The following is an 11974-nucleotide window of genomic DNA, read 5'->3' on the forward strand; positions in this document are numbered from 1 at the left end:
CTATGGCCGGGCTGGCAAGAACTAGAGAGGGCCCTGACCGGGGCCGACACGAACGGAATCTGTTTATCCCATGAGTTGGACCGAAGAACGCATCGCCACCCTTACCAAGATGTGGGAGGGCGGCGCGACCGCGAGCGAAATCGCCACCGAACTCGGCGGTGTCTCGCGCAACGCTGTCATCGGCAAGGCGCACCGGCTGGGCTTGAAGGCTCGTCCCAGCCCCGTGAAGGCGAACGAGAAGAAGAAGGCCGCCAAGAAGAAGGAAGCCGCGGCGAAGCCCGCTGCAACCAAGCCAAAGCCGAAGGCACCTGCGCCCAAGAAGGCGAAAGAGCCCGAAGCGCCCAAGCCTGCAGAACCCAAGAGCGAGGAAGCATCCCCCGCCAACGCCAGCCAGCCCATGCCCGACAAGCGGGAAGACCTGCCCAAGATCGTCTCTTACGGTCCCGGCGGCTTCCTGCGGCAGGGTCCGGGCGATCAGCAGGCGCCTATTCCCCCTGCCCCGCCCCGTCGCCTGGTTCCGGCAAAGCCCGATCCCTCGATCGCGGACAAGACCAGCCTGCTCGATCTGAACGACCGCGTGTGCCGCTGGCCGATGGGCCATCCGGGCGAGCCCGATTTCCATTTCTGCGGCGAGAAGGTGAACCCCGGGTTCCCCTATTGCGTCGAACACTGTGGCCGGGCCTATCAGGCACAGTTGCCCCGCGGTGCGCGCCGTCCCCCGCCCCCGCTGCCCTTCGGTGGCCCGCGGGTTCGCTAACCGCGCAATCGCCCAAACCGAGACAATTGCTGGAAAGGCCCGCTAACCGAAAACCGGATGGCGGGCCTTTCCTTTTGTCTGCTTGCGAATCGCCGGACTTGCTTCGCCCCGGCAAAGGGTTCATTTTGCCCGCAAGGGGAATTGACAGGGGGCAGCTATGAGAAAGTCACTTGGCATCGCGATAGGCATTGCCGCAATCGCCGTTGCGCAACCCAGTTTCGCGCAGGACGCAGCCGAATCGGCAGTCATTCTTTCCGGTACGGGGGAACGGACCGGCGCTGCGGCCCGGTCGCTTGGCGCAAACTCTGCCGGTGCCATCGACCGCGCTACCAATGCATTGCGCGAAACGCGCTCAGGAGGAGCCAACAGGTCTCGCCGGGACCGCGGCGCGGCGGCAAGCCAATCGCCCGCCGCAGCCGTTTCCACGTCGCACCGTGTCTACTACAGCGGCGATCCACTGGAATTCATGGATGTCCCGACCTATCGGCTAAGCAACGGCCAGTCTCTTCGTCTAAGCGGGTCGTTTATCGCCATCCCGCCAACCGAATGCGTCAAGAACTGTCGTTAGGAACTTGAGCCTGGCCTAGCTGGCTTCGACCGGTTCCTTCCAGCCCCATACAAGCAGGCAGGGCGGTATGTTGCGCCAGACGAAGCCGGTTTCGATCCGGTCGAAATATTCTTCCGTCAGTTCCTTCGCCGTGGGTCGGAACTGGTAGGTGAGGAATGCGCCGCCGGGGCGGATTACCCGCTGGGTGGCCTTTGCGATAGCCGTTGCAACTTCATCCGGCAGGCTGGAGAACGGCAGGCCGGACAGGACGTAATCCGCTTTCTCGTGTCCCAGTTGCTGCACGTACTTCTCGACATCCGCGGCCGAGCCGAGCACCGCGTGAAAACGGCCGTCGTCGATCGTCTCGTTCAAGTATTCGATAAATCGCGGATTGGTGTCGATCACCAGCAATTGCCCGCCGGGCGGCAAGCGATCGAGGATAGGGGGGCAGAAAGTCCCCACACCCGGTCCGTATTCGACGAACAGCTTGCAGCTCTTCCAGTCGACCCGTTCCAGCATGGCGTCGATGGTGACGCGCGAGGATGGTATCACCGAGGCGACCATGCCCGGATTCTCGATGTAGCCGCGAAGAAATACGGCAAAGGGGCCCAGCAACCGGCTGATAGGCCCGCGCCTTCCGCCATTCCTGGTCAAAGCCTGCTCATTTGAACTCACGTGGCTTGCGCCCTTTTTTCTGCTTCACGTTCCCACCGGCCCGGCGGCAGCCACCCCATGCCAATCATGGCCGGCAATTCCAAGGGCGGCGTTCGGTCCAGGTCCGACTGCTCGAACTCCTGCTACTCCCGACAGTAGGGCTGTGTTCCCCTGGGAACAGGGCGAATGGGCACTGATCCACAGCGGGAACCGGCGTGTCAGCCCGCCCTGCCGAGCGGCGGGACGTGCCGGTCGACGACAAAGGCGGCGGCAGAAACCAGCGCGCCGGCAGCGGCAAGCGTGCCGAAGAACGGCCAGACGCTCTCTCCGCCGAAATCCAGCAGAGCGCCGCCCAGGCCCGTGGCGGAGACGGCGCCCACGCGGCTCATGAAGATGCCGAAACCGATACCACCGGAGCGGCAACTGGGCGGATAGCCGTGCGTCATCATGACGTACATGCCCGCAATCGCCGCGCTGAAGGCAAACCCGGAGAGGCCGACAAGCCAGGTGACAGAGCTGCGGGTCTCGTCGTCCAGCACGGCGGGAAGCCCCTCGATCGTGGAGCCGATCACCAGCATCCACACCACCATCATCGCCGAAAGCACGGCCATGACGATGCGCGAGCCAAAGCGGCGCATGACGATGCCGACCAGGATGGAGCCGATCATCGAGCTGATACCCGCCAGCGCCACTGCGTCACCCGCCTGGTCCAGCGTGAAGTCCTGCGCCGTCAGGAATGTGGTGCCCCAGCTGAGGATGCCATAGGCGACCAGCGTGGCTGCGGCAAAAGCGATGCCGATGCCGAGATTGAGGCGGAAGTTGCTGGGGTGCAGCACCCCGATCTGCGGGCCGTCGGCAACGTCTGTCTCGTGCCGGTCGGGTGCTAAAGCAATGTTCTCGTCCAGCACGAGCTTTGCGTTCATCTCCGCCTGTTCAGGGCGTCCTCGCGCCAGCAGGAAGGACGGACTGTCCCGCAGCACGGCCCAGATCGCCACCACCACCAGCAGCGTGGCCATGCCGAAGATCAGGAAGGTGCCTTCCCAGCCGTATGCGCGTTCGAGGTCCGGCCCGATCCAGCCCACGATGGTGCCGCCGATGGGCGTGCCCACCGCCAGCGTGCTGACCACAACCGGTCGCCACCGATCCGGCAGCCACTCGCCGGCCATGGCCAGCGCGTTGGCATAGGCACCGCCGAAGCCGAGCCCTGCGAACATGCGCCAGAAGGCCATGGTCCAGACCCCGTCCGACGTTGCCGCCGCCATCGTGCCCAGCGAGAACACCAGCGCCGCAATTACCAAAGTCCAGCGCCGCCCGATGGCATCGCCCAGCCAGCCCCCGCCCCAGCCGCCGAGGCCGAAGCCGATCAGCGCCGCCATCATGGCGATGCCGAATGTGGAGCGGGTGACGTCAAAAGCCTCCATCACCTTGGGCGCGACAACGCCCAGCAGTTGCAGGTCGATACCGTCACACACCAGCACCAGCATGCAGACGGTGACGATGGCCCACTGCACGGGTTTGACAGGCTGCGCGTTCAGCGCATCGCCGAAGGTCGTCTTCACGGGATTGCTCGCCATGTTCAGCTATTTCCTTCCGGGCTTTTTGAGCCGAGATCGAGAGCCATGTCGCCGTCATCGGTTTGCGGCACGGGACGATTGCCGGGCGCCATCAGGTTCTTTACCATCTCGCGCCGTGCGTTCTCGAATTTCACGCGACCGGGTGTAGGCTCGTCATCAGGGAATGCGTCCTCGATCTCGCGGTGACGTTCCTTCACTTCCTCCAGGAATTCCCTGTTCGTGAAGATGTAGAAACGATTCTCGCGAATGGCTTCCACCACGGCGCGTCCCGTATCTTCGGGGTCGATTGCCCCGCGCATCGCGTCCCAAAGGTCTTTCAGGAACTGCGGCGCATTCTCTTCGTCCAGCGTCGGATCGTCTTCCGGGGTCGGCACCAGGGCGGTGCGGGTGGCGCCGGGGAACAGGCAGGACACGCCGATGCCCTTCTCGGCAAGCTGGATACGCAGGGATTCGGAGAAGCCGCGCACCGCATACTTGGCAGTGGAATAGGCGGCGAGGCCCGGCAGCGGCACGACGCCTGCCATGGAACTGGTGTTGACCACGTGGCCGCCCTCGCCCTGCGCACGGATGATCGGCACGACGATCTTGGTGCCGTTGACCACGCCGCCCAGATTGACCGACAGCGCCCTGTCCCAATCTTCGAAATCGGGGCTGGCCGCCGTGCCGCCGCCGTTAACCCCGGCATTATTGCACAGGACATGGATCTTGCCGAAATGCTCCAGCGTCTCGTTCACCGCGGCCCGCAGGTTGTCCCGGTCGGCCACGTTGGCTTTCACGAAATGAACGGCATTGTTGCCCGCCAGCGCGGCTTTCGCCTTGGCGATGTGATCGTCGTTCCAGTCCGCCAGGCTCACCTTCATGCCTTCGGCCAGGAAAGCCTTTGCCATGCCGAGCCCGATGCCGCTGGCACCGCCGGTGATGAAGGCGACGCGGCCCTCCAGATGTTCCATGAATCGCTCCCTCTCCGCGCTCCACAATGCCAGCAGGCTGGCGAATGTCACGCATAAAGCAATGAGGCCAAAGGTCTGCCCGAACTTGCAGAGAGTTGCCGCTGGTGGCAGCTATGGAACCGGGCGGGCGCGGGATTGCGCCGTTTGAGGGAACTGCCATGCCGATTTCGCTGTACGATGCCACGGTGCCGACCATGATTCAGATGCTGAATGCAGCGCAGGGCTGGATCGAGAAGGCCAAGGCCAGCGACATATCGGAAGAAACCATCGCCACGGCCTGCCTGAGGGACGACATGGCTCCGTTCCCCAAGCAGGTGAACTGGATGATCTGTCACTCGCTGGGCGCGATCGAGGCGGTGCGCAAGGGCGAGATGAACCCCGATCTCGAAGACCCCACGACCGAGCTCGAACAGATGCGGCTGAACCTGGGCGCGGCGGAAAACAAGCTGCGCGCCCTCTCGATCGGCGAACTGGAAAGCTTCGTGGGGCAGGAAGTTCACTTCGTCTACAAGCCGCACGACGTCGACATTCCGTTCGCAGGCGAGCATTTCCTGCTCAGCTTTTCTCAGCCGAACTTCTTCTTCCACGCTACGACCGCCTACGCCATCCTGCGCCACGTCGGGGTGGACGTGGGCAAGATGGATTACCTCGGGCAGATTCGCGCAGCCGCCGTCTAGCCAGCGAAGGCCGGCTAGACCCTGGCTTCCAGTACCATGTTCGACGGCGTCTCGGTTGCGCGGCGAACGTTCGCAAATCCTGCCTCGTTCAGCACTTCTGCCAGCCGCTTCTGCCCGGCCTGCGCGCCAAGGCCCAGTCCCACTTCCTGAGATAGGGACACCGGCACGCAGCCCATGCAACTGAAGCCGTAGAATATCTGCCCCATAGGGTGCATATTCTCAGCCATCGTGTCGCCTGCCATGGGTTCCACCACCATGAAGGTGCCATCGGGTTTCATCGCCTCGCGAATGTGCCGCGCCGCGCCGACAGGGTCGCCCATGTCGTGCAGGGCATCGAAGATGCAGGCGAAGTCGAAACCGTCGCCCTCGAAGTCCTGTGCCTTGGCGACGTGGAATTCCACATTCTCCACGCCCTGTTCTTTTGCCCGCGCCCTGGCGGTCTCGATGGAAGGCTCGTGAAAGTCGATGCCGACGAAGTGCGACTGCGGGTATTCCCTCGCCATCAGTATGGTGGAACTGCCGTAGCCGCAGCCGATGTCGGCCACCTTGGCCCCGGCCGCCAGCTTCTCCGTCACGCCTTCGAGCGACGGCAGCCAGCTGGAGATCAGGTTCGCCTCGTAGCCGGGACGGAAGAACCGGTCCGTGCCGCAGAACAGGCACTGCGAATGATCCGACCATGGACGCCCTTCGCCGGATTTGAACACTTCCACCGCTTTCTCATGCGTGTCGTATTGCGCGACAACGGCCTGGAAGAAGCCTTGCATGCACAGCGGCTGGCCTTCGCGGGTGAAAATCAGGGCAGCCTCGGGCGTCAGTTCGAAGGTTTCCTTCTCGCCGTCGAATTCGACGTAACCCGCCGCGGCGACCGATCTCAGCCATTCGCGCAGGTACTTGGGCTCCATCCCGGTCTTCGCGGCCAGTTGGTCCAGCGTCATCGGACCCTCGCCGTCCATCGCTGCCCAGACCCCTGCCTGGTCGCCCATATAAGCCATCATGACGCTGACAGCGCCTGCCACGTGCCCCATGACCTTGCCGGCCATGGCTTCGACCTTGCCGAAATCGATATCCTGTTCGCTCATCGTTCAACCCTCCCAGATTGCGTTTGTCCGAAAGACTAGCACCGGGACGCGCAGAAGGAAGAGGGTTTGGTTTCAGCGTTGGCGGCGGGCGAACCAGATGGTGTGCTGCGGGCCCTTGTTGTTGGGCCGCGCGCGCACGCGCTGCACGTCGACGTCCAGCCCCGCATCTTTCAGGCGGCGGGTGAACTTGTGATCGGGCGCGGCAGACCACACCGCCAGCACGCCGCCCACGTTCAGCGCATCGCGCAATCGGCCGATGCCGGTGCGGGTGTAGAGCCGTTCGTTACCCTCGCGCACGATCCCGTCTGGGCCGTTGTCCACGTCCAGCAGGATCGCGTCGTAGCGCGGCGTGGTGCCGTCCACCGCATCGTCCACCAAAGCGGCGACATCGGCGATGATGACTTCGCCGCGCGGATCGTCCAGGCAATCGCCTGTCAGATCGGCCAGCGGACCTTTCGCCCAGTCGAGAATGTCCTCGACCACTTCGGCCACCACCACTTCACCACCGGTTTCGGGCAGGGCCGCCAAGGCAGCGCGGTAGGTAAAGCCCATGCCATAGCCGCCGATCAGCACGCGCGGAGCAGGCGTGTCCAGGCGCTCCAGCGTCAGGCGGGCAAGCTGTTCCTCGCTGAACTGCATGCGCGTGCCCATCAGCTCGTCACGGCCCAGCATGATGATGAAATCGCGCCCGTGGCTGACCAGCGTCAGCGTGTCGCCGCCGGGTATCTGCGCGGTAGCCAGTTCCTCACGTGGCAGCATCGTTTTCCTCCTCCACGGGCAGGGGAATGAGGAGGCGGGCAATCGCGCCCTTCCCGTCCTCGCGGTTTTCGAGAGTAAACTCGCCATCGAGGCTGCGCGCAAGGTTCACCGCGATGCGCAGGCCTAGGCTGTCGGCATCCCTCAGGTCGAAGCCCTCGCGCAGTCCGCGTCCCTCGTCCTGTATGCAGATAATGTAATCGTCCCCGTTCTCACCGCCGACCAGCGTCACTTCGATGGAGCCGCCCCCGTCGGCGTAGCCGTGCTCGATGGAATTGCTGACAGCTTCGGCCACGATCAGCGCCGTGGGCACCGCGCTCTCTGTCGGCAGGGCGCCGCTCGCCTGGGCATCGAAGGTGTAGGAGATATCCGTCCGCCCCGAAGTCTCCAGCGTGTCCCTCACGATCCGGTCGGTATATTTCGCCAAAGACAATTGCGCGCCGTCGGCGCTATAGAGTGTGCGCTGCAACCGGCCCACCAGGCCAAGCCTGCGTGACGCGTCGGACAATGCCGCCTTGCCCGGCCCTTCGGCCACACGCCTTTCCTGCAAGTTGAGGATCGAAGACATCATCTGCAGGTTGTTGCCCACCCGGTGCTGCAATTCCTGAAAAAGCATCTCGCGTGTTTCGGCGAGTTCAGTGCTGCGCTGCTGCTCCAGCGCGAGGCGAGCGTTGGCCGCCTGCATCCAATGGATCAGCGCAATGTCCACCACCACGATCCCGGCGAAGAACAACAGCGCCACCACTGCACGGTAATCAAGCGCGAAGCTGTCGAACGGCGGGATAAAGAAATACCAGCTCATCAGCCCGCACAGCAGACCGGCCAGCGCGCCGGGGCGTGCGCCGAAGAAGAAGGCGGTGAGGATCACTGGCGGGAAAAAGGTGATGTAAGGGAAGCCGTCCGGCAGTGCGCCGCCGACCCAGCGACGTGCGTAGTACCCTGCGAGGCTCGCCAGCGCGGCCACGAGGTATCCCACCCAAGGCTTGTCGCGCGCTAGCGGAAGTTTCTGCAGGAACGACAGGCTGCCGGCAGACAGGTTATCGAGGGTCTTCAACATCTTGCAGCCGTATCATTCACCGCGGTTCACAAAGCAATAGGGGCCGCGAAGGAGATTACCCTCACGGCCCCGATCACTTGCCCGATGTTTTGAGCGTGTGGCTTAGTCGTCCTTCAGGAAGGCGGGCATGTGGTGTTCGCCACCGCCGTTGTCGCCGCCCTTGTTGCCGCCACGACCACCACGGTCGCCGCCACGGCCACCACGACCACCGCCATCACGGCCGCCGCGCGGTCCACGACGGTCGCCGCCGCGACCACCACGGTCGCCGCCTTCACGCTTTTCGCGCGGCGGACGGGTGTCTTCCAGCTCTTCGCCGGTCTCCTGGTCGACGACGCGCATCGACAGGCGGACCTTGCCGCGATTGTCGATCTCGAGGACCTTGACCTTAACTTCCTGTCCTTCGGACACGACGTCGGTCGGCTTCTCGACGCGCTCGTTCTTCATTTCGGACACGTGGACGAGACCGTCCTTGCCGCCCATGAAGTTCACGAATGCGCCGAAGTCCACGATGTTGACGACCTTGCCGGTGTAGATCTTGCCGACTTCGGCTTCTTCCACGATGCCTTCGATCCATGCCTTCGCAGCCGCAATTTCATCGGCGTTCGAGGACGAGATCTTGATCGTGCCTTCGTCGTCGATGTCGACCTTGGCGCCGGTCTCGGCAACGATCTCGCGGATCACCTTGCCGCCCGTGCCGATCACGTCGCGGATCTTCGACTTGTCGATCTGCATGGTCTCGATACGCGGAGCGTGCTTGGACACCTCACCACGCGAGCCGGACAGGGCTTCGTTCATCTTGGCGAGGATGTGAGCGCGGCCACCCTTGGCCTGCTCCAGCGCCTGCGCCATGATTTCCTGCGTGATGCCGGCAACCTTGATGTCCATCTGGAGCGAGGTGATGCCCTTCTCCGAACCGGCCACCTTGAAGTCCATGTCGCCCAGGTGATCTTCGTCACCCAGAATGTCGGACAGGACGGCGAAGTTGTCGCCTTCCAGGATCAGGCCCATGGCGATGCCGGAGACAGGGCGTTCGATCGGAACACCGGCGTCCATCATCGACAGACAGCCACCGCACACGGTCGCCATCGAAGACGAGCCGTTGGACTCGGTAATGTCGGACAGGACGCGGATCGTGTAGGGGAAGTCCTCGTGCTTCGGCAGTACCGGGTGCAGCGCACGCCATGCCAGCTTGCCGTGGCCGGTCTCGCGACGACCCGTGAAGCCGAAACGGCCAACTTCGCCAACCGAATAGGGCGGGAAGTTGTAGTGCAGCATGAAGTGGTTGTACGAAAGGCCTTCCAGCCCGTCGATCATCTGCTCTGCATCCTTGGTGCCCAGCGTGGTGGTGCAGATCGCCTGCGTTTCACCGCGCGTGAACAGCGAGGAACCGTGCGTGCGGGGCAGCAGGCCGACCATCGCCTCGATCGGGCGAACCTCGTCCAGCTTGCGGCCGTCGATGCGGGTGCCGTCCTTGAGGATGGAGCCGCGCACGATGTCGCTTTCCAGCTTCTTCACCAGCTTCAGGCGGCCCATGTAGCCAGCCGGATCGCTCTCGGCGAGATCGGCGAAGTGTTCGCGTGCCTTGGTGCGCGCCTCGTTGATCGCGTCCTGGCGCTCGGCCTTGTTCGTGATCTTGTAGGCAGCTTCCAGATCGGCACCGATCACACCGCGCAGTTCTTCCAGCAGGCCAGACTTGTCTTCAACCTGGTCGAGTTCCCACGGATCCTTGGCGGCCTGTTCGGCCAGATCGATGATCGCACCGATGACCTTGCGGCTTTCCTCGTGCGCGAACATGACGGCGCCGAGCATTTCTTCCTCGGTCAGTTCCTTGGCTTCGGACTCCACCATCATCACCGCGTCCTGCGTGGCGGCGACGACGAGGTCGAGGCGACCTTCTTCGTCCAGCGCCTTGTCCAGCGACGGGTTCAGTTCGTATTCGCCGTTACGGAAGCCGACGCGCGCGGCACCGATCGGGCCCATGAAGGGCACGCCGGAAATGGTCAGCGCGGCGGAGGCTGCGATCATGGCAACGATATCGGGCTCGGTCTCGCCATCATAGGACAGGACCTGGCAGATCACGTTGATCTCGTTGTAGAAACCTTCCGGGAAGAGCGGACGCACGGGGCGGTCGATCAGGCGGGAGGTCAGCGTTTCCTTCTCCGTGGCGCGGCCTTCGCGCTTGAAGAAGCCACCGGGGATACGGCCCGCGGCGGAGAATTTTTCCTGGTAGTGAACGGTAAGGGGGAAGAAGTCCTGCCCTTCCTTCACGCTCTTGGCGGCGGTCACGGCGCACAGCACCACGGTTTCGCCATAGGTGGCCAGAACGGCGCCGTCGGCCTGACGGGCAATACGGCCGGTTTCCAGAGTGAGGGTCTTTCCGCCCCACTCCAGCGATACAGTTTTCGTGTCGAACATTGATTTTCCTTCTGAACCCATGCGCCACATTGCGTCATGGGGCCTACTTTTTCCGGGAGATCCGGCCCGGTCCGGTGCGAGGCCTCTCTTGGCCTCATGGCCCCTTCACCGAATTGCGAAGGATGCCCTTTCAAAATGCCAGCCGAATGTGACGGCTTGCAGATAGACGAAGGGGCGGCTCTTGGAGCCGCCCCTTCGAGAAACTCTTACTTGCGAAGACCCAGCTTCTGGATCAGCGCGTTGTACCGCTCCAGGTCCACCTTCTTCAGGTAGGCCAGCAAGCTGCGGCGCTTGTTGACCATCTTGAGCAGGCCACGACGGGAGTGGTTGTCCTTGTGGTGATCCTTGAAGTGTTCGGTCAGGTTGCGGATACGCTCGGTCAGGATGGCGACCTGTACTTCCGGAGAACCGGTGTCGCCCTTGCCTACGGCGTTGTCCTTGATGATTTCCTGCTTCTTCTCGGCAGTAACCGACATATTGTACTTCCTTTTCGCAGTATCCTCAGACGTTGAAACCCCTGACGACTTTCATGTCGCCCCCTTCGAGTTCCACCAGTGCCACCGGAGTTTCCTCCAGCTTGGCGAAGTAGAGCCCGTCGGGTTGGGGCAATCCGGATACGACCCGGCCCTGTCGGGCCGCCTGCGCACTATCCGGATCGAGAGCGAGGGCCGGGATACCGTCCAGCCCCGCCTCCAGTGGCAGGAGGTGGTCTTGAAGAGGCGCGCCCTTACCGATTTCGTTCAGCTTGTCCAGCGAAATCGCCTGATCCTCGCTGAAAGGGCCTGCTTTGATGCGACGTAGATAGGTGACATGGCCCAGCGTTCCAAGGGCATGCGCGATATCCCGTGCAAGGCTACGGATATAAGTGCCCTTGCTGACACGGGCGACCAGCGTTGCCGTGTCCGCCAGTTCCAGCGGTGCCTGCGGATCGTAGGGATCGGGACGGCCAAGGGTGGTGGCAAAAGCGGAGCCGACGCGGTCGTCCGCAGCGCCACCGCCCATCACTTCCAGCGAATGGATCGTCACCCGGCGCGTTTCTAGCTCCACGTCCTCGCCCTTGCGCGCAAGATCATAGGCGCGCTTGCCGTCCAATTTCAGCGCGGAATATTTCGGCGGCACCTGGTCGATATCGCCGGTGAAGTGTTCGCAGATCGCCGCGATGGCTGCGCGCGGAGGCCGCCGGTCGGTTCGGTCGACAACCTCTCCCTCGGCATCGAGGGTGTCGGTCTCCTCGCCGAACTGGATGGTGAACTCGTAGGTCTTGTCGCTATCCAGCATCCGGCCGGAGAGCTTCGTCGCCTCCCCCAGCGCAATCGGCAGCACGCCCTCGGCTTCCGGGTCCAGCGTGCCACCATGGCCGACTTTCACCTTGCCGAAGCCCGCTTCGCGCAGATTTCGCTTCACCGCGCCAACGGCCTGCGTGGAGCCGAGACCGCGCGGCTTGTCGAGAATGATCCAGCCGTTTGCCGAGGGTTTGTCTGACATGGGGCCGCCCTAGCCCTGCCTCC

General features: G+C 63.4%; 12 protein-coding genes. 3 read left to right on the forward strand and 9 right to left on the reverse strand.

Annotated elements, in window-relative coordinates; genetic code table 11:
- The first annotated feature begins 70 nt into the window (after positions 1-70).
- Together ABFX23_RS14755 and ABFX23_RS14760 are read left to right on the forward strand one after the other, a co-directional pair.
- Positions 71-757 (forward strand): GcrA family cell cycle regulator, encoded by a 687-nt coding sequence (locus tag ABFX23_RS14755; protein ID WP_346033755.1) that lies wholly within the window; start codon positions 71-73, stop codon positions 755-757.
- 157 nt (positions 758-914) lie between these two features.
- A complete protein-coding gene (locus tag ABFX23_RS14760; protein WP_346033756.1) occupies positions 915-1325 on the forward strand; it encodes a hypothetical protein in 411 nt (136 codons plus the stop codon).
- Between the two features lie 15 nt (positions 1326-1340).
- Here ABFX23_RS14760 and ABFX23_RS14765 read toward each other — a convergent pair whose 3' ends face one another.
- The 3 genes from ABFX23_RS14765 to ABFX23_RS14775 form a co-directional block, all read right to left on the reverse strand.
- Entirely contained in the window at positions 1341-1958 is a 618-nt protein-coding gene (locus ABFX23_RS14765; RefSeq protein ID WP_346033757.1) for a class I SAM-dependent methyltransferase, read from the reverse strand.
- A gap of 218 nt (positions 1959-2176) precedes the next feature.
- Positions 2177-3532, reverse strand: coding sequence for an MFS transporter (locus ABFX23_RS14770; protein ID WP_346033758.1), 1356 nt, complete (start codon positions 3530-3532; stop codon positions 2177-2179).
- A 2-nt stretch (positions 3533-3534) separates the two neighbouring features.
- On the reverse strand, positions 3535-4482 hold the full coding sequence (locus ABFX23_RS14775) for an SDR family oxidoreductase (protein ID WP_346033759.1): 948 nt from the start codon (positions 4480-4482) through the stop codon (positions 3535-3537).
- 158 nt (positions 4483-4640) lie between these two features.
- On the opposite strand from ABFX23_RS14775, the gene ABFX23_RS14780 reads away from it, so the two are divergent.
- Positions 4641-5159 (forward strand): DUF1993 family protein, encoded by a 519-nt coding sequence (locus tag ABFX23_RS14780; protein WP_346033760.1) that lies wholly within the window; start codon positions 4641-4643, stop codon positions 5157-5159.
- Positions 5160-5173: 14 nt separating this feature from the next.
- On the opposite strand, the gene ABFX23_RS14785 is transcribed toward ABFX23_RS14780, so the two are convergent.
- The 6 genes from ABFX23_RS14785 to truB form a co-directional block, all read right to left on the reverse strand.
- A complete protein-coding gene (locus ABFX23_RS14785; RefSeq protein WP_346033761.1) occupies positions 5174-6238 on the reverse strand; it encodes a class I SAM-dependent methyltransferase in 1065 nt (354 codons plus the stop codon).
- Between the two features lie 72 nt (positions 6239-6310).
- Complete coding sequence (locus ABFX23_RS14790) at positions 6311-6997, reverse strand: spermidine synthase family protein (RefSeq protein ID WP_346033762.1); 687 nt, start codon at positions 6995-6997, stop codon at positions 6311-6313.
- Positions 6984-8051 (reverse strand): sensor histidine kinase, encoded by a 1068-nt coding sequence (locus ABFX23_RS14795; protein WP_346033763.1) that lies wholly within the window; start codon positions 8049-8051, stop codon positions 6984-6986. Before ABFX23_RS14795 ends, ABFX23_RS14790 begins: the two co-directional genes overlap by 14 nt.
- Positions 8052-8153: 102 nt before the next feature.
- On the reverse strand, positions 8154-10466 hold the full coding sequence (gene pnp, locus ABFX23_RS14800) for a polyribonucleotide nucleotidyltransferase (protein ID WP_346033764.1): 2313 nt from the start codon (positions 10464-10466) through the stop codon (positions 8154-8156).
- A 206-nt stretch (positions 10467-10672) separates the two neighbouring features.
- Entirely contained in the window at positions 10673-10942 is a 270-nt protein-coding gene (gene rpsO, locus ABFX23_RS14805) for a 30S ribosomal protein S15 (protein WP_346033765.1), read from the reverse strand.
- Between the two features lie 25 nt (positions 10943-10967).
- Positions 10968-11951, reverse strand: a complete 984-nt coding sequence (truB, locus tag ABFX23_RS14810; protein ID WP_346033766.1) for a tRNA pseudouridine(55) synthase TruB — start codon at positions 11949-11951, stop codon at positions 10968-10970.
- Between the last annotated feature and the right edge of the window lie 23 nt (positions 11952-11974).

The organism is Erythrobacter westpacificensis (assembly GCF_039542285.1).
GTDB lineage: Bacteria > Pseudomonadota > Alphaproteobacteria > Sphingomonadales > Sphingomonadaceae > Alteraurantiacibacter > Alteraurantiacibacter westpacificensis.